This window comes from Kitasatospora sp. NPDC001225 (assembly GCF_053597855.1).
On sequence record NZ_JBSFJC010000008.1, the window covers coordinates 53,756 to 78,943 of the forward strand.

Annotated in this window: 28 protein-coding genes; 8 read left to right on the forward strand and 20 right to left on the reverse strand. The window is 73.5% G+C overall.

Translation table 11 applies throughout. The features are described from left to right. Positions 1–42: 42 nt before the first annotated feature. From ACWDCZ_RS04520 to ACWDCZ_RS04530, 3 genes are all read right to left on the reverse strand, one after another. Positions 43–1,365: an LAETG motif-containing sortase-dependent surface protein gene (locus ACWDCZ_RS04520; RefSeq protein ID WP_449815181.1), complete on the reverse strand. Its 1,323-nt coding sequence runs from the start codon at positions 1,363–1,365 to the stop codon at positions 43–45. Positions 1,366–1,622: 257 nt separating this feature from the next. After that, positions 1,623–2,369: an MBL fold metallo-hydrolase gene (locus ACWDCZ_RS04525; protein ID WP_074005047.1), complete on the reverse strand. Its 747-nt coding sequence runs from the start codon at positions 2,367–2,369 to the stop codon at positions 1,623–1,625. A 246-nt stretch (positions 2,370–2,615) separates the two neighbouring features. Continuing rightward, positions 2,616–2,807 carry a MarR family transcriptional regulator gene (locus ACWDCZ_RS04530; RefSeq protein ID WP_079272642.1) on the reverse strand — a complete coding sequence of 64 codons (192 nt, stop codon included), beginning with the start codon at positions 2,805–2,807 and terminating at the stop codon, positions 2,616–2,618. 198 nt (positions 2,808–3,005) lie between these two features. Between ACWDCZ_RS04530 and ACWDCZ_RS04535 the strand changes: the two genes are divergently transcribed. Next, positions 3,006–3,455: a type II toxin-antitoxin system PemK/MazF family toxin gene (locus ACWDCZ_RS04535; RefSeq protein WP_375874795.1), complete on the forward strand. Its 450-nt coding sequence runs from the start codon at positions 3,006–3,008 to the stop codon at positions 3,453–3,455. A gap of 3 nt (positions 3,456–3,458) precedes the next feature. On the opposite strand, the gene ACWDCZ_RS04540 is transcribed toward ACWDCZ_RS04535, so the two are convergent. From ACWDCZ_RS04540 to clpS, 7 genes are all read right to left on the reverse strand, one after another. After that, positions 3,459–4,427: a PLP-dependent cysteine synthase family protein gene (locus ACWDCZ_RS04540; RefSeq protein ID WP_049654320.1), complete on the reverse strand. Its 969-nt coding sequence runs from the start codon at positions 4,425–4,427 to the stop codon at positions 3,459–3,461. A gap of 76 nt (positions 4,428–4,503) precedes the next feature. Next, complete coding sequence (locus ACWDCZ_RS04545) at positions 4,504–4,782, reverse strand: MoaD/ThiS family protein (protein WP_030242903.1); 279 nt, start codon at positions 4,780–4,782, stop codon at positions 4,504–4,506. A 118-nt stretch (positions 4,783–4,900) separates the two neighbouring features. Further along, the gene (locus tag ACWDCZ_RS04550) at positions 4,901–5,020 is read right to left on the reverse strand and encodes a putative leader peptide (RefSeq protein WP_310593142.1); all 120 of its coding nucleotides are present in this window, start codon (positions 5,018–5,020) and stop codon (positions 4,901–4,903) included. Positions 5,021–5,158: 138 nt separating this feature from the next. Next, entirely contained in the window at positions 5,159–5,590 is a 432-nt protein-coding gene (locus ACWDCZ_RS04555) for a Mov34/MPN/PAD-1 family protein (RefSeq protein WP_380775101.1), read from the reverse strand. Between the two features lie 53 nt (positions 5,591–5,643). Continuing rightward, the gene (locus ACWDCZ_RS04560; protein WP_449815182.1) at positions 5,644–7,143 is read right to left on the reverse strand and encodes an amino acid permease; all 1,500 of its coding nucleotides are present in this window, start codon (positions 7,141–7,143) and stop codon (positions 5,644–5,646) included. A 283-nt stretch (positions 7,144–7,426) separates the two neighbouring features. Next, positions 7,427–7,999: a DUF2017 domain-containing protein gene (locus ACWDCZ_RS04565; RefSeq protein WP_449815183.1), complete on the reverse strand. Its 573-nt coding sequence runs from the start codon at positions 7,997–7,999 to the stop codon at positions 7,427–7,429. A 92-nt stretch (positions 8,000–8,091) separates the two neighbouring features. Continuing rightward, positions 8,092–8,385 (reverse strand): ATP-dependent Clp protease adapter ClpS, encoded by a 294-nt coding sequence (gene clpS, locus ACWDCZ_RS04570; RefSeq protein ID WP_049654313.1) that lies wholly within the window; start codon positions 8,383–8,385, stop codon positions 8,092–8,094. A gap of 139 nt (positions 8,386–8,524) precedes the next feature. Between clpS and ACWDCZ_RS04575 the strand changes: the two genes are divergently transcribed. Continuing rightward, on the forward strand, positions 8,525–9,859 hold the full coding sequence (locus ACWDCZ_RS04575) for a nicotinate phosphoribosyltransferase (RefSeq protein WP_049654311.1): 1,335 nt from the start codon (positions 8,525–8,527) through the stop codon (positions 9,857–9,859). A gap of 249 nt (positions 9,860–10,108) precedes the next feature. Further along, a complete protein-coding gene (locus ACWDCZ_RS04580; protein WP_074005044.1) occupies positions 10,109–10,699 on the forward strand; it encodes an isochorismatase family protein in 591 nt (196 codons plus the stop codon). A gap of 89 nt (positions 10,700–10,788) precedes the next feature. Here ACWDCZ_RS04580 and ACWDCZ_RS04585 read toward each other — a convergent pair whose 3' ends face one another. Continuing rightward, a complete protein-coding gene (locus tag ACWDCZ_RS04585; RefSeq protein ID WP_049654308.1) occupies positions 10,789–11,793 on the reverse strand; it encodes a hypothetical protein in 1,005 nt (334 codons plus the stop codon). Positions 11,794–12,049: 256 nt separating this feature from the next. Between ACWDCZ_RS04585 and ACWDCZ_RS04590 the strand changes: the two genes are divergently transcribed. Both ACWDCZ_RS04590 and ACWDCZ_RS04595 read left to right on the forward strand, forming a co-directional pair. After that, entirely contained in the window at positions 12,050–12,709 is a 660-nt protein-coding gene (locus ACWDCZ_RS04590) for a hypothetical protein (protein WP_074005042.1), read from the forward strand. A gap of 654 nt (positions 12,710–13,363) precedes the next feature. Then, the gene (locus ACWDCZ_RS04595; RefSeq protein WP_049657761.1) at positions 13,364–13,804 is read left to right on the forward strand and encodes a hypothetical protein; all 441 of its coding nucleotides are present in this window, start codon (positions 13,364–13,366) and stop codon (positions 13,802–13,804) included. A 90-nt stretch (positions 13,805–13,894) separates the two neighbouring features. Here the strand turns inward: ACWDCZ_RS04595 and ACWDCZ_RS04600 are convergent, their stop codons facing one another. Further along, positions 13,895–14,491 carry a DinB family protein gene (locus ACWDCZ_RS04600; protein ID WP_449815184.1) on the reverse strand — a complete coding sequence of 199 codons (597 nt, stop codon included), beginning with the start codon at positions 14,489–14,491 and terminating at the stop codon, positions 13,895–13,897. Positions 14,492–14,696: 205 nt separating this feature from the next. Here ACWDCZ_RS04600 and ACWDCZ_RS04605 point away from each other — a divergent pair, with 205 nt between their 5' ends. Further along, positions 14,697–15,266, forward strand: coding sequence for a GNAT family N-acetyltransferase (locus tag ACWDCZ_RS04605; protein WP_449815185.1), 570 nt, complete (start codon positions 14,697–14,699; stop codon positions 15,264–15,266). On the opposite strand, the gene mycP is transcribed toward ACWDCZ_RS04605, so the two are convergent. The 4 genes from mycP to ACWDCZ_RS04625 form a co-directional block, all read right to left on the reverse strand. Next, positions 15,260–16,420 carry a type VII secretion-associated serine protease mycosin gene (gene mycP / locus ACWDCZ_RS04610; protein ID WP_387968064.1) on the reverse strand — a complete coding sequence of 387 codons (1,161 nt, stop codon included), beginning with the start codon at positions 16,418–16,420 and terminating at the stop codon, positions 15,260–15,262. The genes ACWDCZ_RS04605 and mycP overlap by 7 nt on opposite strands. Before the next feature lie 162 nt (positions 16,421–16,582). Next, positions 16,583–17,938 carry a hypothetical protein gene (locus ACWDCZ_RS04615; RefSeq protein WP_449815186.1) on the reverse strand — a complete coding sequence of 452 codons (1,356 nt, stop codon included), beginning with the start codon at positions 17,936–17,938 and terminating at the stop codon, positions 16,583–16,585. A 112-nt stretch (positions 17,939–18,050) separates the two neighbouring features. Further along, positions 18,051–18,500 carry a hypothetical protein gene (locus ACWDCZ_RS04620; RefSeq protein WP_049657753.1) on the reverse strand — a complete coding sequence of 150 codons (450 nt, stop codon included), beginning with the start codon at positions 18,498–18,500 and terminating at the stop codon, positions 18,051–18,053. 99 nt (positions 18,501–18,599) lie between these two features. After that, positions 18,600–19,313: an endonuclease V gene (locus ACWDCZ_RS04625; RefSeq protein ID WP_049657751.1), complete on the reverse strand. Its 714-nt coding sequence runs from the start codon at positions 19,311–19,313 to the stop codon at positions 18,600–18,602. A gap of 233 nt (positions 19,314–19,546) precedes the next feature. Between ACWDCZ_RS04625 and ACWDCZ_RS04630 the strand changes: the two genes are divergently transcribed. Beyond that, the gene (locus tag ACWDCZ_RS04630) at positions 19,547–19,819 is read left to right on the forward strand and encodes a hypothetical protein (protein ID WP_380740328.1); all 273 of its coding nucleotides are present in this window, start codon (positions 19,547–19,549) and stop codon (positions 19,817–19,819) included. A 36-nt stretch (positions 19,820–19,855) separates the two neighbouring features. On the opposite strand, the gene ACWDCZ_RS04635 is transcribed toward ACWDCZ_RS04630, so the two are convergent. Both ACWDCZ_RS04635 and ACWDCZ_RS04640 read right to left on the reverse strand, forming a co-directional pair. Continuing rightward, positions 19,856–20,608: an RDD family protein gene (locus tag ACWDCZ_RS04635; RefSeq protein WP_387968058.1), complete on the reverse strand. Its 753-nt coding sequence runs from the start codon at positions 20,606–20,608 to the stop codon at positions 19,856–19,858. Positions 20,609–20,682: 74 nt separating this feature from the next. Then, entirely contained in the window at positions 20,683–22,377 is a 1,695-nt protein-coding gene (locus ACWDCZ_RS04640) for an RDD family protein (RefSeq protein ID WP_449815187.1), read from the reverse strand. A gap of 406 nt (positions 22,378–22,783) precedes the next feature. Between ACWDCZ_RS04640 and ACWDCZ_RS04645 the strand changes: the two genes are divergently transcribed. Further along, the gene (locus ACWDCZ_RS04645) at positions 22,784–23,200 is read left to right on the forward strand and encodes an SsgA family sporulation/cell division regulator (protein WP_049658875.1); all 417 of its coding nucleotides are present in this window, start codon (positions 22,784–22,786) and stop codon (positions 23,198–23,200) included. Between the two features lie 158 nt (positions 23,201–23,358). On the opposite strand, the gene ACWDCZ_RS04650 is transcribed toward ACWDCZ_RS04645, so the two are convergent. Then, complete coding sequence (locus ACWDCZ_RS04650) at positions 23,359–24,759, reverse strand: glycosyltransferase 87 family protein (protein WP_117488016.1); 1,401 nt, start codon at positions 24,757–24,759, stop codon at positions 23,359–23,361. 199 nt (positions 24,760–24,958) lie between these two features. After that, positions 24,959–25,132, reverse strand: coding sequence for a hypothetical protein (locus tag ACWDCZ_RS04655; RefSeq protein ID WP_449815188.1), 174 nt, complete (start codon positions 25,130–25,132; stop codon positions 24,959–24,961). Positions 25,133–25,188 lie beyond the last annotated feature (56 nt).

Consider the following 25,188-nt stretch of genomic DNA (forward strand, 5'->3'; position numbering starts at 1 on the left):
CGTCGGCCGTACAGCGAGCGCCGACGGCACGGCCGTGCGCGGTCAGCCGGTGCGGCGGCGGCGGACCAGCACGAAGGCCCCCGCACCGACGCCGACCAGCAGCGCGCCGACGCCCGCGATCAGGCCGGTCCAGTCGCTGTCCGCACCGGTGGACGCCAGGTGGGCGTCCACCGGCCGGGCGGCCGCGGCGGGAACGTTGTCCGCGGACAACACGGCGGGCTGCGAAACGGCCGGAGCGGGGGCGGCCGGCGCCGTGGTGGTGTCGCCGACCGGCTGGGCGACGCCCGCGCCGCCGTCCGGCTTCGGCTGCGAGCCGTCGGAGCCGGCCGGCCCGGTCGAGGGCTCGCCGGCCTTGTGGGTGCCGGTCGGTGAGGGCTTCGGCGCGGGGGCGACGACCTCGGTGGTGGCGCCCTGCGAGCACATGGTGGTGCCCCGGAAGGGCATCTCCTCGCCCTCGTTGACGAACACGCAGGGGTTCAGCGCCGTCCTGCCCAGCGGGCTGTCGGCGGGGTAGCTGACCCGGACCCGCCGGGTGGTCGAACTCTGGGGCGCCGCCGAGGAGTTGCGGCCGTCCAGGTAGTGGCCCGCCACGGGCTCCGCCGGGGCCGTGACGCCCGGCACGGTGGTCCACTTCCCGTCGGCGCCGCGGACCTCGACCTTGGCGAGGCGGTCGGTGAACAGCACGTTGCCGAGGTTGGTGTAGGCGGACGGCGTCGGGTTCGAGAGCACCGCGTCGAACTCGACGGGCTCGCCGCCCGCGACGACCTCGGCCGGGACCCCGGACACGCCGTTGCTGATCCCCTCCACCTTGACCACGTGGCTGTCGGTGAGCGGCGGCTCGACCGGGGAGTCCTGCGACCAGCCCTTGACGCCGGTGCGGAAGGTGAGGCTCGGGCCGGTGCCGCCGTTGGTGGCCCCGTCGTGGGGCCTGCCCATCGGCACGCCGAGCCGCAGCCGGACGTCGGTGCCGCCCGCCGGGACCACGACCTTGCCGGTGCCGCCCGCGTTGACCACCTTGTCCGCCCCGGGGCGCTCCGTCAGCTCCACCGGCAGCCAGCCGCCGGTCAGCTCGCTGAAGTAGTCGAGGCTCAGGGCGTTCGGCGGCGTCCCGAGGTCGCTCTCGATCTCGAAGTCCAGCACGACGGAGGTGCCCTGGTCACCCGGGTTGCCGAGGTGTTCGGTGAACTCGACCGGCCCGCCCGCGAAGCCGACCACCGCCGGGGTGTGCACGGTGAGGCTGAGCGGCCCGGCGGCGGCGAAGGCCGGGGCCGCGGTCACGGCGCCGCCGGCGAGCAGCGCGGCGGTCAGCGCCAGCGCCGGGGTGAGCCGGCGGGCCCGGTTCAGGGCACGGTTGGTCTTGCGCATGGGATTTCCCCCTGGATATCCGTCCCGGACCGGTACGACCGGATCCGGGCAGCACGAAGCGGGCCTGATGAGTAGTGTGATCGCGTCCGTGCCCGACGGGCCGGCCGTTCCGGCGGCGTTTCCCGCCGCTCACTCACAAGGACGTGCGGGGGGCGCGGAGGTTGCGGGTCGTCCCGAAGCATTTTTCCGGGAATCCCGCCCGACCTCGCCAGCCCACTCTCAGGCCCGGCCCGCTCTCAGACCCCGCCGGCCCGCTCTCAGACCTCGTACACCGCGCCGGCCCGGGCGACCTCGACCGGCCCCGGGTAGGCGGCCGCGGCGTCCCGCCGGTTGTGCTCGGCGTCGGTCCACGGGGGGATGTGGGTCAGGACGAGCCGGCGGGCGCGGGCCGCGGCGGCGTGCTCGCCGGCCTCGCGGCCGTTGAGGTGGACGGCCTGGTAGGTGTCGCGCCCGTCGATGTACGCGGCCTCGCAGAGGAAGAGGTCGGTGTCGCGGGCGAGTTCGACGAGTTCGGCGCTCTCGCCGGTGTCCCCGCTGTAGACCAGCGAGCGGCCGTCGTGCTCCAGCCGGAAGGCGAAGGCGTCGACGGGGTGGTTGACCTGGGCGACGTCGATCCGGAACGGGCCGAGCCGGAAGCCGCCGGGGGTGAGGGTGCGGAACTCGAACACCTCCTTCATGCCGGGGTTCTCCGGCATGTCGTAGGCGCGGGCGAGCCGCTCGGCGGTGCCGGCCGGGCCGTACACGGGCAGCAGTTCGGGGCAGCCCTCGGCGCGGTAGTTGCGGGCCACCCAGTAGGCGCACAGGTCGACGCAGTGGTCGGCGTGCAGGTGGCTGAGCAGGACGGCGTCGACGTCGTAGAGGCCGGTGTACTTCTGGAGGGCGCCGAGGGCTCCGTTGCCGAGGTCGAGGACGACGCGGTAGCCCTCGGCCTCGACCAGGTAGCTGGAGCAGGGCGAGTCGGCGGCCGGGAAGCTCCCCGAGCACCCCACCACGGTCAGTTTCATCCGAGCCCCTCCGCCCCGACACATCCTGGCTGCTGCTGGAAAACGGCATCGCCGTCCTCCACGGGCACAGCGTGGAAAACAGCATGGAAAACGGCAGGCCGGGCCCGGTGGACCGGCCGGTAGCACTGCGTTGGTGTGTCGAGGGTAAGGGCGGAGCGGCACTTTGCCCCCGTCCCCGTGCCGGGCTGTGGGCGGAATCACCAGAACGCCCGGGGCGGGGGCGCGGGCGGTTGACGGGCCGGGGGATCAGCGGCGGCGGGGCCGGTTGCGGGCCCAGCTGCGGATGGTGAACGGGTACCACCGCGGGTGGCCGCTGCCGTCGATCACGTCCGGATCGGGCAGCAGCCGGTGCCTCCGGTAGCTGCGGACGGTCTCGCGCCGGACGTTGATGTGGCGGGCGATCTCGGCGTAGGACCACAGCTCGGGGCCACGGGCCACGGGGCACCTCCGGGGGACGGGGGCGGACGTTCGTGACGCAGCCTTGCCGGGACGGCCGGGGCTCCGGGCGCAGAACGGGCATTGTGGCAGTTCCGTGACGAACCGGGAGCAATGCGCGGACAAATGCCCGGACGGGTGCCCGGCCGTCGCGGTGGTGGCGTTCACCCCCGGCCCGGTACGGTTCGCCGCATGAACGGCATGACCGCTACCTGGCTCGTCCTGTCGCTGCTGGGCGTCGCGCTGCTGGCCGCCGCCGCGGCGGCGCTGGTGCGGCGCACCCGTCCGGCGCCGCGTCCGTCCGGGCCGGCCGGTCCGCGACCGCGGCCGGGGGCCGGCCCGCGGCCGCAGGAGGTCTGGTGGGCGCTGGTGCCGTTCGAGGACGGCCCCGGTGCCAAGGACCGCCCGTGCCTGGTGCTGCGGGTGCACGGCCGGACCGCCACCGTCGCGAAGATCACCAGCAAGCACCACGCGGAGCGCCCGGGCGTGCTGCCGCTGCCGCCCGGCGTGGTGGGCGACCGGCAGGGCCGGGCCAGCTGGCTGGAGACCGACGAGCTGCGCGAGGTGCCGCTGGCGGACTTCCGCCGCCGGGCCGGCACGGTGGACCGACAGGTCTGGGCCCGGGCGCGGAAGGTGTTGCAGGGCGGATAGGCCCTACGCCCAGAGCTGGCCCTGCAGCGCCTCGACCGCGGCCTCGGTGGACTCGGCGGTGTAGATGCCGGTGGAGAGGTACTTCCAACCGCCGTCCGCGACCACGAAGACGATGTCCGCGCGCTCGCCGGCCGCCGCCGCCTTGCGGCCGACGCCGATCGCCGCGTGCAGGATGGCGCCGGTCGAGACGCCCGCGAAGATGCCCTCCTGCTGGAGGAGTTCACGGGTGCGGCGGACGGCGTCCGCGGAGCCGACCGAGAACCGGGTGGTGAGCACCTCGGCGTCGTACAGCTCGGGGACGAAGCCCTCGTCCAGGTTGCGCAGCCCGTACACCAGGTCGTCGTAGCGCGGCTCGGCGGCGACGATCCTCACGCCGGGGACCTTCTCGCGCAGGTAGCGGCCGACGCCCATCAGGGTGCCGGTGGTGCCGAGGCCGGCCACGAAGTGGGTGACGGTCGGCAGGTCCGCGAGGATCTCGGGGCCCGTGCCAGTGTAGTGGGCGCCGGCGTTGTCGGGGTTGCCGTACTGGTAGAGCATGACCCAGTCGGGGTGCTCGGCGGCGATCTCCTTGGCCATCCGGACGGCGGTGTTGGAGCCGCCGGCGGCCGGGGACGGGATGATCTCGGCGCCCCACATGCGGAGCAGCTCGCGCCGCTCCTCGCTGGTGTTCTCGGGCATCACGCAGACCATCCGGTAGCCCTTGAGCTTGGCGGCCATGGCCAGCGAGATGCCGGTGTTGCCGCTGGTGGGCTCCAAGACGGTGCAGCCGGGGGTGAGCCGGCCGTCGGCCTCGGCGCGCTCGATCATGTGCAGGGCCGGGCGGTCCTTGATCGAGCCGGTGGGGTTGCGGTCCTCCAGCTTGGCCCAGAGGGTCACCAGGCCGTCGGCGTTGCCGGGGACGGCGGCGGACAGCCGCGGCAGGCGGACCAGCGGGGTGTTGCCGACGGCTTCGAGCGGACTGTCGTAACGCAAGGGAGGCCTCCGGCCACGGCGGTGAGGGTGGAGAGGGATGGTTCCCCCGCCGTGGCGACGGGGGAACCGGTCAACGCTAGCGGGCGCCGCCGGCCACGGCGGGCAGGATGGTGACGCTGTCGCCGTCGGCGAGGGCGGTGGAGATGCCCTCCAGGAAGCGGACGTCCTCGTCGTTCAGGTAGACGTTGACGAAGCGGCGCAGCTCGCCGCCCTCGACCAGGCGGGCGGCGATGCCCGGGTGGCGGGCGTCGAGGTCGGTGAAGAGTTCCCCGAGGTTGCTGCCGTTGCCCTCGACGGCCTTGGCGCCGTCGGTGTAGGTGCGGAGGATGGTCGGGATGCGGACCTCGATGGCCATGGGTGCGCTCCTGTGCGAGTCGTGGAGTGGGTGGGCCGCGGCGGACGCGGCGGGGCGGGCGCCCGGGGCCCGGCGTCGCCGCGGGGCGGCGGGCCCGGGTGAGGTGGTGAAGCGGCTCTCAGCGCGAGCGCGCGGGCGTGCCGGGACAGATCGCACCGGCGTGCCGGCACAGGTCGATGTGCAGGCGCGCCACGAGGCGGGTGCCCGGGGCCTGGGTGCTCACATCGACGGAACGCATGGGCTCATCGTATAGATTCCCGGGCTCGCTTCGACATGCCCGTCTCGGGATCCGGATGTTCCCGTTCCCAGGACTGAGACGACGGCGGCCCGCCGCCCCCTCGGAGGGGTCGGCGGGCCGGGTCCGCGCCGGTACCGGTCACACCGGGTAGGCCTCGACGACCTGCACGTCTTCCTCTGTGATCTCGCCGTCCACGATGCGGAACGAGCGGAACTGGTAGGGGTCCTCCTCGCCGCTGCCCTCGGCGGTGGAGACCAGGACGTAGTGGGCGAACGGCTCGGAGGCGTAGCTCACGTCGGTGCGGGAGGGATAGGCCTCGGTGGCGGTGTGCGAGTGGTAGACGATCACCGGCTCCTCGTCCCGGTCGTCCATCTCGCGGTAGAGCTTGAGCAGGTCGCCCGAGTCGAACTCGTAGAAGGTGGGCGAGCGGGCCGCGTTGAGCATCGGGACGAACCGCTCGGGCCGGCCGCTGCCGGCCGGTCCGGCGACCACGCCGCAGGCCTCGTCCGGGTGGTCGGCGCGGGCGTGGGCCACGATCCGGTCGCGGAGTTCTCGGGTGATGGTCAGCATGCGGTCAGGATAGCCACGCCCCGGCGGCCGTCCGCCGGGTGTCCGAGGCTCGGTCAGCGGGCGTCCACGTTCCCGTCGAGGGCGTTCCCGTCGAGGGTGTTCCCGGCGGAGGCGTTCCCGGTGGGGGCGGGCGCCCCGTCCGGGGCGGCGCCGAGGACGGCCTGCGGGTCGCGGCGCTTGAGCACCTGGTAGCCGCCCACCAGCAGCAGGGCCCAGACCGGGAAGACGAACAGCGAGATCCGGTTGTCCCGGTCCAGCGCGATCAGCACCACGACCACCGCGAGGAAGGCGAGCGCGGCCCCGCTGACCCAGGTGCCCCCGGGCGCCTTGAAGGTGGGCGGCGGCAGGTGGCCGGCCCGCCAGGCCCGGCGGTAGCGGATCTGGGAGATCAGGATCATCGCCCAGGTCCACAGGCCGCAGACCGTGGCGACCGAGGTGATGTACTCGAACGCCCGCGCCGGGACGACGCCGTTGAGCACCACGCCGATGCCCATCAGCAGACAGGAGACGGTGATCGCGAAGGCCGGGGTGCGGCGGGAGTTGAGCCTGGTGAGCCGTCCCGGGGCCTGCCCGCGCAGCGCGAGGTCGCGCAGCATGCGGCCGGTGGAGTACATCCCGGAGTTGCAGGAGGAGAGCGCGGCGGTGAGCACCACGAAGTTGATGATGCCGGCCGCCGCCGGGATGCCGATCTTGCCGAAGGCGGCGACGAACGGGCTGACGCCGGGCCGGAATTCGGTCCACGGCACGAGCGAGAGGATGACCACCAGGGCGCCGATGTAGAACAGCATGATCCGCCAGGGCAGGGTGTTGATGGCCCGCGGCAGGGTCTTCTCGGGGTTCTCGCTCTCGCCCGCGGTGACGCCGACGAGTTCGACGCCCAGGTAGGCGAACATGACGATCTGAAGGGTCATCACGGTGGAGCCGATGCCCTCGGGGAAGAAGCCGCCGTCCTGCCAGAGGTGGCCGAGTGACGCGGTGTCACCGGCCTTGCTGAAGCCCAGGGTCAGCACGCCGACGCCGATCAGGATCATGCCGATGATGGCGGTGACCTTGACCATGGAGAACCAGAACTCGATCTCGCCGAACAGCTTCACCGAGATCAGGTTGGCCGCGTAGAGCAGGACCAGGAAGGTCAGCGCGCTGGCCCACTGCGGTATGCCGGGCGCCCAGAACCGCACGTAGACGGCGGCGGCGGTGGTCTCCGCCATGCCGGTGACGACCCAGAACAGCCAGTACGTCCAGCCGGTCACGTAGCCGGCGAAGGGACCGAGGAACTCCCGGGCGTACTCGGCGAAGCTGCCGGAGACCGGGCGGTAGGTGAGCAGTTCACCGAGCGCCCGCATGATCACGAAGATCACCAGGCCGGCGACGGCGTAGGAGAGGATCAGGCTGGGACCGGAGCGGGAGATCGCGGTGCCCGCGCCGAGGAACAGACCGGTGCCGATCGCACCGCCGATCGCGATCATCTGGATCTGGCGACTGCCGAGCCCGCGCTCGTAGCCCTCCGCATCCGGTGGAGTATCGACCCTTTCGTCGTACAACTTCTCGGCCACTGTGCACCGTCCTGGTCGGTCTCGGGGGTGGAGAAGTCGTACCACGCAGGGTTCGGATAGCGGCGTCCATCTGAGCGTTATTTGAGCATGACCTGGTATGTTCTGTCCCATTTTGATGGGAAAAGCCCCGGCTGATCGTCCATATTCTGGACAAAACGGCCGGGGCTTGCCCGGAATCGGGCAGGATCGACCCCGCAGGGCGATCCGTGCGACACGGTGCGTATACGGCGACCCCCGCGGAGCGGTCCACGGGGAGCGGCCCACGCGGAGCGGTCCGCGCAGGTCAGTCCGCCATCGCCTCCAACAGCGACTCCTGCAGCGCGCCCAGCCACAGGTACGCCATCACCAGCGGCTTGCGCTCGTCATCGTCGGGCAGCTCGTAGAGGCCGTCCTCGTCGTCCTCGGTGACCTCCAGCCGGACGCCGACGGCCAGCCGCAGGTCGTTCAGCGCGCCCAGCCAGCGCAGGCAGTCCGGCGCGGCCAGCTTGAGCACCCCGCCGCCGCCGAGCCCGTCCAGCGCCCGGACGACGAACAGCGCGTCGTCCCGCTTGCGGGCCCGCAGGTCCAGCTCGGTGAAACGGCGGAACTCCCCGGACGCGACCTCGGCCTCCTCGTCCGCCGGCTCCTCCGGGTCGCTGTAGGCGTCCGGGAAGAACCGGGCCAGCACCGGGTCGGCGGGCGCCTCGGTCGGGCCCTCGGCGAACAGCGCGGCCAGCGGGTCGCCGCCCTCCCCGCCCGGACCGGGGCCGATCAGCTCCAGCACCTGCACCTCCAGCGAGCGCAGGATGGAGGCCTCCCACTCGTCCAGCGCGATCGCCGCGCCACCACTGCCGGCGCTCTCGAACAACCCAGCCATCTGTATCGGTCAGCCCGTCTTCGTCGTCTTCGGTCGTACGGCCGGCGCCGGTCGGCCCGGTGTCAGTCGGCTCGGCGTCAGTCGGCCCGGCATCAGTCGTGCTGCAGCGTCGCCCAGAGGCCGTAGCCGTGCATCGCCTGGACGTCGCGCTCCATCTCCTCGCGGGAACCGCTGGAGACCACCGCCCGGCCCTTGGTGTGGACGTCCATCATCAGCTTCCGGGCCTTGTCCTTCGGGTAGCCGAAGTAGGCCTGGAAGACGTACTGGACGTAGCTCATCAGATTGACCGGGTCGTTGTGCACGATGGTCACCCAGGGCGTGTCCGGCTCGGTCACCGGCACCCCCTCGACCTCCGGGCGCTCGATCTCCACGGGCGCGACGCTCACCCCGGTCCTCCTCGCTGCACAGTCGTCCGTAACCACTCATGCCCCATGCTGCCATCCGGGGGACACCCGGGCGATTCCGCCCCGGCACGCTCGACGAGAAATCGTCACTCTGACGCTAAGTGGTAGTAGCATCATCCGTATGGACGCCACTTCCGTGCGAGCGGCCGCTTCGACCGCCCTGCTCACCGACCGCTACGAGCTCACCATGCTGCAGGCCGCCCTGCGCAGCGGGGCCGCGCACCGCAGCTCCGTCTTCGAGGTGTTCACCCGCCGCCTGCCGAGCGGCCGCCGCTACGGCGTCATGGCCGGCACCGGCCGGGTGCTGGACGCCGTCGAGAACTTCCGCTTCACCTCGCCCCAGCTGGACTGGCTGGCCGACCAGGGCGTGGTCGACGAGGAGACCCTGCGCTTCCTCGCCGACTACCGCTTCCGCGGCGACATCCACGGCTACCCCGAGGGCGAGGTCTACTTCCCCGGCTCTCCCCTGCTCACCGTCGAGGGCACCTTCGCCGAGGCCGTGATCCTGGAGACGGTGATCCTCTCGATCCTCAACCACGACTCGGCCATCGCCGCCGCCGCCTCCCGGATGACCGCCGCCGCCGGCGGCCGCCCGGTGATCGAGATGGGCGCCCGCCGGGCCCACGAGCACGCCGCCGTCTCCGCAGCCCGGGCCGCCTACGTGGCCGGCTTCGCCGCCACCTCCGACCTGGAGGCCGGCTTCACCCACGGCATCCCGACCACCGGCACCGCCGCCCACGCCTTCACCCTGGTGCACGACAGCGAGCGGGACGCCTTCAAGGCGCAGATCGCCTCCATGGGCAAGGGCACCACCCTGCTGGTCGACACCTTCGACCTGCGCGAGGCCGTGCGCACCGCGGTCGAAGTGGCCGGCCCCGACCTGGGCGCCGTCCGGATCGACTCCGGCGACCTCACCCTGCTGGCCCACCGGGTCCGCCGCCAGCTGGACGACCTCGGCGCCGACCGGACCAGGATCATCGTCACCTCGGACCTCGACGAGTACGCGATCGCCGCCCTGGCCGCCGCCCCGGTCGACGGCTACGGCGTCGGCACCAGCCTGGTCACCGGCAGCGGGCACCCGACCTGCGCGATGGTCTACAAGCTGGTCGCCCGGGCCGAGACCGACGGCGGGCCGCTGATCCCGGTCGCCAAGCGCGCGGCCGGCGGCAAGACCAGCATCGGCGGCCGCAAGTGGGCGGCCCGCCGGCCCGACGCCGACGGCGTGGCCGAGGCCGAGGTGGTCGGCACCGGCCCCGTCCCGGACTACCTGCGCCCGCACCTGACGCAGGTGCCGCTGGTCCTGGGCGGCGAGACCGTCGGCCGGGAACCGCTCAGCGCCGCCCGCGACCGGCACGTGCGCGCCCGCGCCGCGCTGCCGCTGTCGGCCACCCAGCTGTCCAAGGGCGACCCGGTGCTGCCGACCGAACTGGTCCTGCCGGCCGGCCCCGGCCGCTGACCGGAACCCGGGGCCGGACCACCGGACCGGCCCCGGGACCCCCGCCCCCGCGGACGGGATGTCCCGGACCGGCCCCGGGGCTTCCGCCCCCGGGCGCCACTCCCTAGAGTCAGCCGTAGAGTTCCCCGAGTTCCCCCGGAGCTCCCCGAGTACCCCCCCGCGCCCGGCACGGCCGGGCCGCGTACTCCCGAGGGCTCCCCCACCGGGGCGCCGCCTCCCGCGGGCCCCCGAGATCCGAGGATGCGAGTCATGCACCGGGCACTGATCGTCGTCGACGTGCAGAACGACTTCTGCGAGGGCGGCAGCCTGGCCGTCGCCGGCGGCGCCGAGGTGGCCGCCGCCATCACCGACCTGATCACCGAGTCCTCCCCCGGCTACCGGCACATCCTCGCCACCCGCGACCACCACATCGACCCGGGCGACCACTTCTCCGCCGAGCCGGACTACGTCGACAGCTGGCCGCCGCACTGCGTGGCCGGCACCGAGGGCGTGGGCTTCCACCCCAACTTCGCGCCCGCCGTCATCTCCGGCGCGGTCGAGGCGGTCTTCGACAAGGGCGCCCACTCGGCGGCGTACAGCGGCTTCGAGGGGCTGGACGAGAACAACCGCGGTCCGGTGGAGTGGCTGCGCGAGCGGCAGGTCGACCAGGTCGACGTGGTCGGCATCGCCACCGACCACTGCGTCCGGGCGACCGCGCTGGACGCCGCCCGGGCGGGCTTCACCACCCGCGTGCTGCTGGACCTCACCGCCGGGGTGAACCCGGAGACCACCGCCGCCGCGCTGGCGGAGCTGCGGGCGGCCGGGGTCGAGCTGGTCGGCGCGCCGGTGGTCCGTTCGTAACGGCATTCGGGGGGTCGTGCCGTACGGGCGTGTTGTGCGGGCGTGTTGTGGGTGCGGCCGGCGTGTCCCGGTCGGCCGGCGTCGCCCGCTCAGACCACCAGCAGCTCCACCACGTCCGTCCCGCCGACCCGGTACGCCTCGCGCAGTTCGCCGCCGACCGCGTCCGGGTCGGCGGCCAGCGCGGCCCCGCAGACGTACACCACCCGGATGCCCAGGTACTCCATCCGGTGCTGCCCGCCGCGCACCCAGGCGGCCTCGCCCTCGCTCACGCTGCGCAGCTCCGAGTCCACCTCCACCGCGACGCCCCGCTCCGGCCAGTAGAGGTCCGGGACGGCGATGTACGTGCCGCCGCGCATCCGCAGCTCGGGGGCGTTCAGCGGGGCGGGCAGCAGCCGCTCGTCCACCAGGCGGCCGATCCGCTCCAGCGCCAAGTCCCGCTCGACGGCCAGCAGTTCGTCCAGGGCGGCACGCACCCGCGGTTCGCAGGTCAGCCCCGAGTCGGTCAGCTCGGACACCAACTCCCGTACCGTGCAGCGGTTCCCGGGCAGGGCGACGGCCTCCCGCAGCACCTCGCGCACCGGCGCCGCGCCACCCGGCTCCGCCGTCCACTCGACCAGCGCGTCGGCGACCGCCCGGGCCACCGGCGCACAGGCCAGGCCGTGCACCGAGCGGGCCACCAACTCCCGTTCGGTGCGCCGGATCCGCACCTCGCCGACGTCCTTCAGCCGGCGCTGTCGGGGCACCAGGACGTCCACCCCGGTCACCGCGGGCAGCCGGGGCACAACCGTGAAGCCGTACAGCGCCAGCGCGGCCGTACCGGTGATCACCGCCCCCTCCCGGCGGCCCTCCTCCCGGCCGTTCTGCGCGGCGTACAGCAGCGCGGCCCACATCCGCTGCTCCGGGGTGGGCTCGGCGGACTGCAGCAGGTAGACCCGGGGCAGCACCCGCCGCCAGGGGCCGCCCCGGCGGCAGTGCTCGGTGATGATCCGGGCCGGCACGCCCCGGGCGCGCAGCTGGCTCGCGGTGACGACGTTCTGTTGACGCTTCGCCAGCTCCTCCAGGGACGGCGGCGGCGACGGAATCCGGTAGCTCATGCCGACACCATCCCCAACCGTCCGGACCCGCGACCGAGACCCTGACGCACTGTTACCCAACCGTCGCGAAACCGGGATCAGCCCGCACTAAAGTCCTCATACCCTCACTCATTTGGAGTAATTGACGCTCATCAGGTTGTCATATGTGATCGAAAACGATCGCCGACCTGGTCGCCTGACCCAGAGTGATCAAAGGCATACGGCGAGGGACCCCCAAGGCGTCAATCCCGCCCCGGGGATTGCCTAGGCTTACGTCATGTCACGTGACGAGACCGCCGGCCTCCGCGCGGCCCAGCTCCGCCTCGGCCGTCTGCCCGGATACGTCCGCCGCCCGGACCCCGCCCGCCGCAGCGGCGAGAAGGGGCATACGTACAAGAAGGGCTGGGAGGTCCGCTTCACCGCCCGCAGTGAGGCCGAGATAGCAGAGATCCGCGACCTCGTGGTCGCCGCCGGGTTCGCCCCGGCCAGGCCCTTCTTCAAGGGCCACCAGCTCATCCAGCCCGTCTACGGCATGGCGGCCGTACAGGCCTACCTGGCCGCTAGACAGGCCGCCGAGGAGCATGCCGCCCGGGCCGCGCTCGGCCGCCGACGACGGGCCACCGGACACGCCCCCGGGGCGCTCGCGGGGGGCGTGCACGCCCCCGCCGCGCACGCCACGGGTGTGCACGCGGCGAGCGCCCACGCCGCGGGTCCGCATGCCGCCGGCGCCCACGCCACGGGCGCGGCGCACACGGGCCCGGCGCACCGGTGCGAGCGCGAGGAGGCCGCCGCCGGGGCAGCTGCGGCGGCTGCGGCCGCGGCAGCCGCGGCGGCGCAGGCGGCCCGGCGACGGGCCGTCGAAGCCTTCCCGACCCAGGTCGAACGGGACACCGCCGTCGACCGGATCTCCCCCACGGAGGCCCGGACGACCTCCTGACGGACAGCCGGCCGCTCCGCCCGCCCTCCCGCCCCCGGCGTTCCGCCCGGCCCGATCCGGGCCGCCGGGGTGTGGCGGACGCCCCCGGCGGCACACCGGCGGTCGCGGGACCACCCCGCCCAACGGCCGCCCCACCAGCGCGCCCTCCGCCCCGGCGCGCGGCGGGCGCCGGGTCCACCGCGTCCACGGCGCACCCGTTCCGCGCACGCCGTCCGGCCCGCCCGCGCGGACGTCATCGCGGTGACGACCATGCCCTCTTCCGTGGCGATCTTCCCCACGATCGTGAGTGCGGTTGTGCGGGTGGTTGTGCGCACCCAGGTTCGCGCCCTGGGCGTGGACGCCAGCCTCCACAGGGCCTACGGTGGCACATCAACCGCCCTGCGGCCGCCGTCGCCCCACACCCTCTGACCAGCCGCGACACGCTCGCACCTACGAATCCCGCGCCACTGCGCAGCACCGCCCCACCGGCCCTCGCCGGCCCTCCGCCCGGCCGTCCCGCCACCTCGCCGCACCCGGTCGCCACCGGAACCGGCCTGGCGGCGGCGGGTTCCGGGCATTCCATCGGATTGGTCACCCAGCGCACCGAGGGCCTACCGTAGAGTGAGCACAGATGATCGACCGTCAGAAACCCATCTCCCTTTCCGAGAAGCCGAGATGACCAACCGTCACGAGAGTTCAGCCGAGCCGCCCCCGAGGCCCGGCGAGCCGGCGGAGGTGCCCCTGGAGTTCACCGCGTTCTGCGAACTCCACCGCCCCCGGTACCTCAGCTACGCGCGCGTGTGGCTGACCGAGCACAGCGCCGCGGCCGTCGCCGTCCAACAGGCCTTCGCGGAAATCGCGGTGCACTGGCGGGAGTTGATGGGCAGCTCCAACCCCACCGCGCACGCCTGGGAGATCCTGCGCGGCACCGTCGCCGACCACACCCGCCAGGCGACCCCCGCCCCGGACCGCCACCCGGCCGACGACGACCTGGCGATCCTGCACTACGTCGTCGGCCTCGCCGCCCCCGAGATCGCCGACGTCATCGGCACCGACGCCGCCAGCGTGGCCGGACGGCTGCGCCGCACCATGCTGCGCGAGGCCTCCGGCTGGTGACCCCGCGCCCCGGCCGCCTCCGGTCCGGCCTCAGACCGGGCCTCGGCCCCGCTCCCGGGCCCGGCTCCAGGCCCGGCTTCAGGACCGGCTTCAGACCCGCTCGCCCGTCACGTCGAACAGGTGGTGCACCGGGTCGTGGATCAGGTACCGGGAGAACGACTCGACCGTGAACCGCGCCCCGTCGCTGCGGCTCCCGGTCCGCGCCCACTGCGCCCCCGCCACCCGCTCGAAAGCGGCGGCGAGCGTCTCAGCGGCCTCCGCCAGCTCCCCGGCCACCACCTTCGGGTCCTGCTCCCCGTAGCGCTCGGCGACGGCCGTCCCGTCCTGGTCCCAGTTGGGGAACAGCGGGTCCTCCAGGTCCAGCATCAGGTTCAGCCGGACCTCGAACAGCCGGAAGACGTCCCGGACGTGGCACGCGTACTCCAGGTCCGACCACACCCCCGGAGCCGGCCGCCTGCGCAGCCCGTCCACATCCCCCGCCAGCACCGCCAGCCAGCCCTCCGCATTGGCCCGGACCATCCCGGCGACGTCCTCCCGCACCACCCGCGGAGTCTCCAACCCGCAGTCGGGGCACGGGCGTTCCAGTACCCAGGTCCAGTCCTTGGTGTCGGGGACGATCCCGTCGTCGGCGGTCTTCGTGGCGGCGATCGACGTGCTCTCGACCCGCGTGCGCTCAGGAGTGCTCATGGGCCCAGCATCTCCGCCACCGGGGGAACCCCACCAGCGGCAATGACGCCAGCGGTCGCCGAAATACTGCCACCCCCGGCGCATTCACCCGGCGCGCCCGCCCGACACACGCCCCCGTCCCCGCGCGCACCCCAACCGGTGCGCGCCCGCACGCCAGGACTAAACACGTGGACGAACCGGAAGCCGACCATCCATCCTGGCCGCCATGACCGCTCCCACCGATCTCGCCGCCCTCGCCGTGAAGCCCACCCTGCACGGCCCCACCATCCGGCTCGTCCCCCTCGACGAACGGCACACCGACCCGATGTGGGAACTCTGCGCCGACGAGACCACCAAACGGCTCACCGGCACCCGCACCGCCTTCACCCGCGACCGGATCCACCAGTGGTGCACCACCCGCGCCCAACAGCCCGACCGCCTCGACCTCGCCGTCGAAGACCCCGCCACCGGCCGCTTCCTCGGCGAGGCCGCCGTCAACGACGTCGACCCCGACAACTCCTCCGCCGGCTACCGGATCGCCCTCACCCCGGACCACACCGGCCGCGGCATCGGCACCGAAACCACCCTCCTGGTCCTGCGCCACGCCTTCGAGACCATCCGCCTCCACCGCGTCCACCTCGAAGTCTTCGAGTACAACGAACGCGCCGCCCACTCCTACCGCAAGTCCGGCTTCACCCTCGAAGGCCGCTCCCGCCAAGCCCACCACTGGGACGACCGCTACTGGGACGTCCTCCAGATGGCCGCCCTACGCGACGAATGGCTCGCCACTCACTGACCCGCCCCCCGCCGCCTCCGCACCACCAACACCCCGACGAGAGCGACCACCAACACCAACCCCCCGGCCGCCACCCCCACGACCACCCCGACCCCGTTCCCACTGCTCGCCTTGTCCCCCTCGGGGACCATGGGCACGACGGCGGGCTCGTCGGTCTCCTCGTCCACCGGAGGCGGAGTGCCCTTCGCCTCCATCCGCCCGAGCAGGGGGTTCTCCCGGGGCCCGTTGTCCACAGCGGGATTCGCCTCCAGGGCCTTCGCCGGCGCGACGAGCCCGTAGCCGTACTGACCGTTGGGCACCGCCGGCCCACCGGCCGGGCTCGTGGCCGACTTGATCATCCGATTGATCACCTGCCCAGCGGACAGGTTCGGGTACTTGGAACGGATGAGCGCCGCCGTCGCGGAGACGTAGGCAGTGGAATCCGACGTACCGTTCCTCCGCTCGTAGCCCGTCGAGGACTTCGGAGCGGAACGGTAGATCCCCACGCCGGGTGCAGTGAGCGTGGTCTCGGGGCCGGACGTGGAACGCTCCCACACAACCCCGTTGGAGTCCACGGCTCCCACCGCCACCACGCCGGGGAAGGCGGCCGGATACTCGACCCCCAGACCGGCCCCGTTGCCCGAACTGGAGACCAGCACGATGTCCTTGGACACCGCGTAGCTGACCGCCTTCCGCAGCTTCGAGTCGAAGCGCGAATATCCTCCGATGGACATGTTGACGACCTTCGCACCGTGGTCCGCCGCGAAGCGGATCGCGTCCGCCAGGTCGTTCTGCTGAGGATCCGGGGTCGGCTGCGGCTCGGAGGTGGACTGGGAGTCCGGGCCGTCGCCGCCAGACTTGATCTTCACCGGGAGGATCTTCGCCTTCGGGGCAAGGCCCATGATCCCGTCCTGGGAACCGTGTCCGTGTCCGGCGATCAGGCTCGCCATCCCGGTGCCGTGGCCGTCGTTGTCCACTCGACCGTCCGTGTTGCCACCGGAGAAGTCACCGCCGGGAAGCACCTGTCCGGTGAGATCCGGCTGATCCTGGCTCACCCCCGTGTCGATCACGGCGACGACCACACCATCGCCTTGGCTCGTCGGCCAGACCTTCGTCTCCGCCTCGAGCGCCTTCAGAGCCCACTGCTGGTCCCTGATCTGATCGGCCGATGCCACCGGTGCCCCGACACCCCAGATCAGTGCCCCAGCGGCAAGGGCCGCCGTACCACGTGCCAACCGGCGGCTCGTCAAACCTGGTCACCCCACTCAGCGCGGCATCCCACAGGTCACCGACCTGCGGGATGCGATCAGAACCGTTGTCCGCTCACGGACCGGCTTTCATTCCACCACGTTCGGATTCGCGGGCTTCTTCGACGCCCAGGTCTCCTCGTCCTCAACGAGGTAGTCGGGCCGCTTGCCGTCCTTCCCCCGCTCCTTCTTGCGTCCTTGTGCTCCACCCAGCGGGATACCGGGAGACGCGCCGTTCGTCGTAGCGGGGCCCGACTCACCCCTGAGGCGATTGCGTGCTCCCAGCCCGGACCCGCCTTCCGTGAACGACTGCTTGCCCTGTGCGCCACCCGGCTTCGCCGTCTCTCCCGCGACCCCGCCAGGTCGCGCCAGAGAACCCCCGGACTGCCGGCCACCAGAAGCTCCAGGGCCTCGGGCGCCCATGACCGGACTGACCTCACCGGAACCGCCGGGAGCCCGACCGCCACGCGGACCGGAACCCTCGACCGGCACCACGCCACCCGCGATCTCCCGGCCTCCGGGGCCGACCTTCCCCGGGCCGACGATCGGCGCGGCCGGAGAGACGGTCGTCGGGCCGGTGGTGCGAGGGGTCTCCGGACCATTGGCACCCCCGAACGGCCCGGTGGCGGTGCCCCCGGCCTGCACGAGCTCCACTCCGGAGGTCTGTGTCCCGGCCAGCGCCGGACTCGGCATGCTTCCGCTCGCGGGCGCCACTGGCCTGCCGGAGATGCCGTCACCGGAACCACGACCCGGTGGGACCGAGGGCTTCGACGGAGTCTGCGCCGTACCGCCCTTGATCCCCGAGTCGGTCGGAGCAGGCGTACTCCTCGCCACGGGCCGAGCCGTCATCGGCGGCTGGGCGGAACTACGTTGAGAAGGCGGGACGGTCGTCGGCCGTGTCGATGCTCCCGCCGCTCCCACCGAGGTGCCCGACATCATCGCGGCCGCCGTCGCCGCGGCACCACTCGGATCACCCTGGGCGCCGTCTGCGGGGTCGTCCCGGATCGGCTGCCGCGGCCTCGTATCCAACGCCGGCGGGGGCTTCAGGGCCGGGGTGGCGACGCGGTAGTGCATGGCGAGGGTCTGCATGATGGCGGCCGCTTCGGCCTTCTTGCGGTCGGCGAGGGGGATGTGTTCGTCGTCGTCGCCGAAGAGGGCGTCGCCGACGGTGTCCTTGACCTTGTCCCAGTTGCCGGGTTCCTCGGGCATGTCGCGCTTGGCCTTGGCCATGGCTTCGGAGGTGTTGTGGAGGGTGTTGGCCGCGTCGTTGGCGTAGGCGGCGGCGTTGTTGATGCTGGCGGCCAGGGTGAGCATGCGGGTGTGGAAGGCGTCGCTGGTGGTGCCTTCCCAGGAGGTGGCGGCTTCGGTGCTGGCCTTGGTGAGGGTCTGGCGGATCTGCTTGAGGGTGTCGGCGGCCTTGCGCCAGGGGTCGCCGGCGGCCATCACCGCGCCGGGGTCGAGGGCCTGTGCCATGGTGCGGAGCTGGGCGTGGCTGTACTTGGTGAAGTCGGTGTAGACCACGGGCGGTCGGCCTCCGTTCGGGGCGGGCGGGCGGCGGTCAGACGGTGGCGTTGCCGCGGGTGGACGGGGTGCGGTTCTGCTGGGCCGCGGCCTGGCTGCTCGCGGAGGGCTGGGCGACGGACCAGCCGTCGTCGCCGAGCTTGAGCTTCGTGGCGGTGTGCTGGTCCTGCTCCTCGTAGTTGGTGGCGGTGAGGTCGGCCTTCTGCTGGGCCTCGTTCACGGCTTCCTGGAGCTGGTTGAGGACGTCGCGCAGCGCGTCCCGCATGGTGCCGTAGCGGCCGTGGATCTCGGCGGCCTCGGCGAAGGTCCCGAAGGCGGTCTTGCCGATGCCGCTGCGGCCGTGGGCGTCGGTGCCGTCGGCGTGTTTCTGGAAGTCGGCGAGCAGCAGCCGTACTTGGCCGGCGAAGGCGCGGAGCTGTTCGACCTCGACGCGGTAGCCCTGTCCGGCTCCGCCGGTCGATCCGGTTCCGGTGGTTCCTGTGCCCATGTCGGCGCCTCCCCCGTGCGTCCGTCCCCCTGGCGGCCGGGGCCGGGCCCCGGTGCCTCATGTCTAACACACCGGGCCCGAATCCCGCCCGGGGCATGGTCAGTTCGCGTTCGTCCCGGTGCGTCGGGCGTCGGCGAGGGCGCGGCGGCAGAGCGAGTCGGCGTGCCGGGTGGTTTCGGGGAGGCGGTAGTGGCGGGCGAGGTCGAGGGTGGTGCGGACGGCGGTGTCGAGGCCGGTGCGGTGGCCGACGGAGACGAAGACGGGTTTGACGCCGGCCCTGGTGCGTACGGCGCGGCCGACCTCCTCGCCGGTGGCGGGGTCGGTGAGGGGGGTCCAGGAGCCGCGTGGTGCGTCGGGTTCGTGGTGGTCGAAGGTGAAGGGGGTCTTGGCGACGCCGAGGGTGCGGAGTCCGGTGAGGATGCCGAGGTGGCTGGCGAGGCCGAGGCGGCGGGGGTGGGCGAGGCCGTAGCCGTCGCAGACGACGGTGTCGGGGGTGCGGGTGAGGGCGGCCAACGCGTCGAGGACGGCGGGGAGTTCGCGGAAGGCGAGCAGTCCGGGGACGTACGGGAAGGCGATCCGGCCGACGGCGGTGGCCTGTTCGACGACGTCCAGGGTGTCGCGGTCGAGCAGGACGGCCGCGGCGGCGACGAGGTCGTGCTCGTCGTCGTAGGCGACGTCCACGCCGGCGATCAGGGTGCCGGGGGCGGCGGGGTCCCGGCCCGGGTCGTCGTGGGGCTGGACGAGCGGGCGCAGCCGCTCCTGTTCGGCGAGTGCCTCGGCCTCGGTGGTGGGCCAGTCGGCGGGGATGGGCATGGTCGGTTCCCCCGGGTACGTGGTGCTCGGTGATACGTGCTCTGCGACAGTGCGTGGCAGGTGCCGGTCTCACCGTACCGAGCGGCCCGGACGACCCCGGGGTGAGCCCGTGCGCCCCCTGTGCCCCCGCCTCCGGGAGCTAGCCTGGACGTACCCGTCCTCCCCGCGGGGTAGCACCACTGGAACCGGCTCCACTCCCGCCCGTTTCCCCCGACGTGCGAAGGACCCCCGCCATGCCGCGCCCCTCCGTCGCCCAGGCCTGCCTCGGCTCGTTCACCGTCGTCGCCACCACGGTGGCACTGCTGGCCGTCTCGGGCGCCTCGGGCGTCCTGGCGGTCGTGGTGCTGGTGGGGTTCGCGCTGGCGCTCGGCACCGTGGTGACGGTGCTTTCGATGTCCGCCGCCGCGGCCAGGTCCGCCACCGTGGCGTCGGGTCCCGGGGCCCCGGCCGCCCCGCCGCACCCCACCGCGACCGCTGCCGGGCACGCGTACGCCCGGCAGCGCTGATCCGCCGCCGGGCGCGGGCGCGTCCCGCCGCGCCGCTCAGACCTCCGTGGTGACCACCACGGTCTTCGCGGCCTTGTCGTGCAGGCACTGCCGGTAGGGCTTGTCGAAGACGCCGAAGAGGCCGTCGACGATCCACCAGAGCGCGGCGCAGCAGAGCACGGCCGGGAGGATGAAGACGGCGGCGCGGGTCCAGGCGGCGGACTGGGTGGGCTTGTTCCCGTCGACGAGCATGGCGACGCGGATCTTCATCGCCTTCTTGCCGAGGGTCTGGCCGTCCCGGCTGAGCATCAGGGCCTCGTAGACGAGGTAGATGGCGCAGCCGAGCCAGAACGCCTCGGTGGAGCCGTTGCGCGTGCTGAGGTCGGTGAAGGGGCCCACGATGATCACGCCGACGGCCTGCATCAGGAGGTAGTCGATCAGCCGGGCGAGGAACCGCTTGGGCCAGGTGCCGATCGGCGGCATGCCGGGGACGGGGCCGGCGCCGGGGGTGCCGTACGCGCCGGGGCCGTAGCCGGTGCCGTGGCCGGGCGGCGGCTGGTCGTACGGGTTCTGGCCGTACGGGTTCTGACCGGGGGTCGGTTCGCCGTACGGGCTTCCGCCGTAGGTGCCCTGGTAGGCGCCGGGGCCGCCGGACCGGTCACCGGACGAGTCACCGGACGGGTCGTGGGACGGGGTCGGGCCCGGCGGCTCGCCTTCCGGCGTGCCGCCGCCCGGCTGCGGGGGCTGCTTGTCGAAGGAGGGCGTACCGCCCCCCTCCGGCTGGGGGCCTGAGGGGTCGTGGGTGCTCATGTCCCAGAGTAGAACATCACATATTCTCGATGTTCGGGACATTTTGTCCGTTTTGCACCGGGCCCTACCGGCCCTCAGCCGCGCACCACCCGGGTCCTGGCCGCGCGGTCCTGCCAGCCCCGCCGCGCCGTACGGTCGAACACCGGCCAGACCAGGCCGAGCAGCAGCACCGCGCCCAGCTGCCGCACGGCCCAGCGGAGCAGCGAGCGGCCGAGGCTCAGCCTGGTGCGGGCCGCGGGGGCGGCGGCGTCCACCACGCGGATCCGGACGATCCGCTTGCCGAAGGTCTGTCCGGTGCGGGCGACCGGCAGCACCTCGTAGAGCAGGCTGACGAACAGCAGGATGCCGATCAGCACGGCGATCTTGCCCAGCACCACGTCGTCCACCAGCCAGACCTGGACCTGGCGCCGGGTGAGGGCGCTGGCCATCCGGGCCTGGTCGACCTTCTGCCGGAGGTGGTCGGAGACCGAGTTGCCGAGCGGGATCCCGGCGGCGACCGCGACCACCAGCAGCACGGCGGTGTCCACCGTCCGCGCCGCCAGTCGGCGGCCGAGGCCGGCCGGCCCGGGGATCCGGGTGGTCCGGGCGTCCCGGGAGGTCCGGGCGGCCCGGGAGGGCGCGGGGACGGGGGTGGCGGCGGACGGGCGGGGCTGGACGGCGGTCTCCCGGACCGCCCGTACGGCGGGCAGCGGAGCGGCGTGGGCGGAGGCGGTCGCCGCCGCCGCGGCCAGGGGCTTCGAGGCGGCCGCGGTCGCGGCCGGGACCGGGGCCTGAAGCGGGCTCCGGAGCATCTCCTCGCCGACCACCGGCACCGGGCCCGAGGCCAGGACGGCCGGCACCGGGGCCTCCCGCACCGCCACCGCCACGGCGGGAGCGCCGGCGGCGGCCAGTTCCGCGGCAATCGGAGCACGCTCGGGCTCCGCACGCCCCTGCTCCACCTCGGGCGCCTCCGGAAGCACCCCCCAGGAGACCCAACGGGGCGCGTCGCCCGTCTCCATCAGGCCCCGCTGCGCCCGCGGATCGGCCTGCCAGCCGGACTCGAAATCCCCGGCGACCGGAGCGGCGGCCGGAGCCGGGCCCAGCCCCAGCGCCGGAACCGGGACCGGGGCCGCCTCGGGCACCGCACCGAAGGCCACCGGCGCGTCCACGACCCCGGGCGGCTCGGCACCGGCGAAACCCGACGGCCCCCCGGACGGCACCCCGGACGGCACCCCCGGCGAAACCCCCGACAGCACCCCCGGCCCGTCGACCGTCCGGAACACCGGCCCGCCGATCACCTCCGCCACCCGCGGCCCGAGCACGAAGGACGCCCCGCCCGAGGTCTGGTCGAAGTACACCGGCCCGGTGTCGCCCCCGCCCGCCGGCAGCCCGCCCCGCACCTCCGCCACGGACCCCGGGGGCGCCACCCCGGAAGGCGCCGACCCCGGGGGAACCGCCCCCAGCGGCACCGCCCCCAGGGCCACCTGCTCCGGAGCCGCCGGTTCCGGGGCCGCCGGCCCCGCACACCCCGCCTCCGGCGCCACCGCCTCCAGCAGCACCACCGGCGGCGGCACCGCCCGCGCCGCCGGCCCGCCCGGGACGGGAGGGCGGGTCGCGTACCGGGGCGGCGCCGGCACCTCGCCCTCCGCGGGCGCGGGCCGGCTGGTGCCGGGCACCCAGGCAGAGCCGCCCCAGTACCGGATGAAGCCGGGGATGGAGGGGTCGGGGTAGTAGCCGGGCTCGGGTGCGACGGCCGGGTCGCCGGCGGCGGCGAAGGGGCGGTCCGTCATGGGGGTCTTCTTTCCTGGCAGGGCCTGACGAGGACGGTGCGGGCCGACCGGGCCCGACCACCGCAGACGCGTCCCCCCGCGCGCACGACCAGGCGCGCGCCCGGCGTTCGGCGCGCGTGGGGGAGCCACCGATGGGCGGACAGTCGCCGGGCAGTCACAAAGGGTAGTACCTCATCGAAGCCGTGACGGAAAGTTCGCGAATCCCCGGACAGTGGAGGGTGGCTCAAGGTAAGGAACCCAGCGCACGACGATGGCCCGCGCGCCGTGCCACCCGCCGTTCACCACCCCTCACCAAACTTCCCGAAGAAATCCCGGAAACGTGTGTAAGAGCCGGTGCGGACCGCCCTCTCAAAGGTCACAGGGGCCCGGAACCGGGCACCGCCCGAAGGCAGAGAGGAAGACGATCATGGAGCGTCCCGTCAGCGTCGTCGAGCACGAGCTGGAGCTCAACCTGGTGCTCTCGCCGGAGCACAGCGTCCCCGTCCCGGCCCGACTGTCCTACGGCAGCCACGACCCGTACGCGGTGTACATCACCTTCCACCTGGACACCGGTTCCCCGGTGACCTGGGTGTTCGCCCGCGAGCTGCTGGTCGAGGGCACCTTCCGCCCGTGCGGCCAGGGCGACGTCCGGATCTGGCCGACCCGCTCGGGGCGGCGCAGCGTGCTCTGTCTGGCCCTGAGCTCGCCCGCCGGGGACGCCCTGCTGGAGGCCCCGCTGCCGATCGTCGCGGCCTGGCTGGAGCGGGCGCACCGGCTGGTCCCGCCGGGCAGCGAGCTGGCCGCGCTGGACATGGACGGCTCGCTCGCCGAGCTGCTCGCCTAGGCGTGCGCCGCAGCGTGCACCGGCACGGACAGCAGCAGGGACACGGACACGGACACCCGCGAGAGCACGGCCACGACCGCGACCACGAGCACGGGCAGCGGGCTCGGCAGGAACCGCGAGCGCGGGAACAGGGAAGCAGGAGCGGCGCCCCCGCCGGCTCAGCGGGCCGCGGGGGCCTGCTGACGACCGCGGGCGGCGTCCGGGCCGCCGGTCTCCCGCTGTCCGGGCAGCCGGACCAGCGGCGCGCCGGCCGAGCGCCGTCGGGCCCTTATCCGGACGGCGGCGGCGATCAGGAAGCAGAGTCCGACCCACGGGTAGACGGAGGTCGGCAGCTGGCGCCACGGTGACATGTCGAGGACGGCCAGGCCGACCGGCTTCGCGGCCCACATCGCGAAGGACAGGAAGGCGACCAGCGTGGCCCAGAAGGCGGCCCGCCAGCGCAGTCGGCGGACGCCGGCCGGGCGGGCGTGCTCGACCGAGGCCTCGGCGGCGAGCAGGACGAGCATCGGCACGCACCAGACCCAGTGGTGGGTCCAGCTGATCGGCGAGATCAGGACGGCGGTGACGGCCGCGCAGCAGACGCCCCAGGCCTCGGCCCGGGGCAGCCAGCGGCCGCTGCGCGCGGCCCAGGCGGCGACGGCGAGGCCGGCCACCGCGACCAGGCCGGCGCCGAGGGTGGCGACGGTGCCGGGGTCGGCGCTGTGCAGCAGGCGGGCGAAGGCGCCGCGCATCGACTGGTTGTCGACGATCCAGGTCTTGCCGACCCGGGAGGAGTCGTAGAGGTACTTGGTCCAGAAGCCCCAGGTGGCGTCGGGCAGGACCAGGGCGCCGAGCAGGAAGGTGCCGAGGAAGGTGAGGCCGGCCACGAAGGCGGCCCGGATCCGTCCGGTGACCAGCAGGTAGACGGCGAACAGGCCGGGGGTGAGCTTGATGCCGGCGGCGATGCCGATCGCCACACCCTTGCTCCGCCGCCCGTCCGGACGGGTGAGGTCCCAGAGGATCAGGCAGGCCAGCGCGAGGTTGATCTGGCCGTAACGGAGCGTGGTGAAGACCGGTTCGAGCCAGACCCCGAGGCCGGTCACCAGGATCACGCCGATCGGCCGCAGCTCGCGGCGCGGCCACCCGGCCAGCTTGAAGGACAGGTGGGTCAGCAGGGCGAGCAGCCCGATGTTGCCGAGAGTGATCGCCACCCGGAGGAAGGGGACCGGGAACCAGGTGGTCGGGACGAACAGCATCGCCGCGAACGGCGGGTAGGTCGCCGGCAGGTTCCACTCGGTGACGCGCAGCGCGTACAGGTCGGTGCCGTTGGCCACGGCGGCGCCCTCGGCCCGGTAGACGATCATGTCCACCATCGAGGTGTGCACGAAGTGGCGGACCACCGCGTACACCAGCAGGGACAGCAGCGCGACGGCGGAGGCCGCCAGCAGCGGACGGCGGGGGGCCTCGCGCAGCGCCCGGACGGGGGCGCCGAGGGCCCGGCGCAGCCGGTCCGACAGGGGGGCGGGCGAGGGGTCGGGTGCGGTCCGCACCGGGCTGCGCTCGTCTTGCACCGCTGTCACTGTCCACTCCGTCCACGGCTGGGCCAACCAGCGACGATACCGGATGCCGCCCAGGCGGAACCGGACACGATCGACTACCCGGCGTGACGAACCGGCCCTGACCAGCCGTCCTCCGCCGCGAGCGGGGCACGGACGGCCAGGACCGGGAATCAGGCGATCACGCGATCGGAAGATCAGGAGACCGGACGGGGCCGGACCCTCAGCCCGTGTACGCCCCCAGGGCCCGGGTGAAGTCCAGCGGCTGCTGGACGACGCTGGAGCACGTCGCGTCGGCGCAGGCCCTGGCCCCTGCGACCAGGTCGTACGGCGGGTGGAGCGGGGTGTCCACGCACAGGGTGTGTCCGGCCCCGGCGCCGACCGGGGGAACGGGCACACCGGTCGCCGTGGGGGTGACGGCCGGGGTGGGGTCGGCGCCGGGGTGGAGGTCGG

Bases quoted from the DNA above. Each gene is read 5' to 3' on its own strand.
- ACWDCZ_RS04520 (WP_449815181.1), bottom strand. From the start codon at position 1,365: ATGCGCAAGACCAACCGTGCCCTGAACCGGGCCCGCCGGCTCACCCCG.
- ACWDCZ_RS04525 (WP_074005047.1), bottom strand. From the start codon at position 2,369: ATGAAACTGACCGTGGTGGGGTGCTCGGGGAGCTTCCCGGCCGCCGAC.
- ACWDCZ_RS04535 (WP_375874795.1), top strand. From the start codon at position 3,006: ATGACCGCTACCTGGCTCGTCCTGTCGCTGCTGGGCGTCGCGCTGCTG.
- ACWDCZ_RS04545 (WP_030242903.1), bottom strand. From the start codon at position 4,782: ATGGCCATCGAGGTCCGCATCCCGACCATCCTCCGCACCTACACCGAC.
- ACWDCZ_RS04550 (WP_310593142.1), bottom strand. From the start codon at position 5,020: ATGCGTTCCGTCGATGTGAGCACCCAGGCCCCGGGCACCCGCCTCGTG.
- ACWDCZ_RS04555 (WP_380775101.1), bottom strand. From the start codon at position 5,590: ATGCTGACCATCACCCGAGAACTCCGCGACCGGATCGTGGCCCACGCC.
- ACWDCZ_RS04565 (WP_449815183.1), bottom strand. From the start codon at position 7,999: ATGGCTGGGTTGTTCGAGAGCGCCGGCAGTGGTGGCGCGGCGATCGCG.
- ACWDCZ_RS04575 (WP_049654311.1), top strand. From the start codon at position 8,525: ATGGACGCCACTTCCGTGCGAGCGGCCGCTTCGACCGCCCTGCTCACC.
- ACWDCZ_RS04580 (WP_074005044.1), top strand. From the start codon at position 10,109: ATGCACCGGGCACTGATCGTCGTCGACGTGCAGAACGACTTCTGCGAG.
- ACWDCZ_RS04585 (WP_049654308.1), bottom strand. From the start codon at position 11,793: ATGAGCTACCGGATTCCGTCGCCGCCGCCGTCCCTGGAGGAGCTGGCG.
- ACWDCZ_RS04590 (WP_074005042.1), top strand. From the start codon at position 12,050: ATGTCACGTGACGAGACCGCCGGCCTCCGCGCGGCCCAGCTCCGCCTC.
- ACWDCZ_RS04595 (WP_049657761.1), top strand. From the start codon at position 13,364: ATGACCAACCGTCACGAGAGTTCAGCCGAGCCGCCCCCGAGGCCCGGC.
- ACWDCZ_RS04600 (WP_449815184.1), bottom strand. From the start codon at position 14,491: ATGAGCACTCCTGAGCGCACGCGGGTCGAGAGCACGTCGATCGCCGCC.
- ACWDCZ_RS04605 (WP_449815185.1), top strand. From the start codon at position 14,697: ATGACCGCTCCCACCGATCTCGCCGCCCTCGCCGTGAAGCCCACCCTG.
- ACWDCZ_RS04620 (WP_049657753.1), bottom strand. From the start codon at position 18,500: ATGGGCACAGGAACCACCGGAACCGGATCGACCGGCGGAGCCGGACAG.
- ACWDCZ_RS04625 (WP_049657751.1), bottom strand. From the start codon at position 19,313: ATGCCCATCCCCGCCGACTGGCCCACCACCGAGGCCGAGGCACTCGCC.
- ACWDCZ_RS04630 (WP_380740328.1), top strand. From the start codon at position 19,547: ATGCCGCGCCCCTCCGTCGCCCAGGCCTGCCTCGGCTCGTTCACCGTC.
- ACWDCZ_RS04635 (WP_387968058.1), bottom strand. From the start codon at position 20,608: ATGAGCACCCACGACCCCTCAGGCCCCCAGCCGGAGGGGGGCGGTACG.
- ACWDCZ_RS04640 (WP_449815187.1), bottom strand. From the start codon at position 22,377: ATGACGGACCGCCCCTTCGCCGCCGCCGGCGACCCGGCCGTCGCACCC.
- ACWDCZ_RS04645 (WP_049658875.1), top strand. From the start codon at position 22,784: ATGGAGCGTCCCGTCAGCGTCGTCGAGCACGAGCTGGAGCTCAACCTG.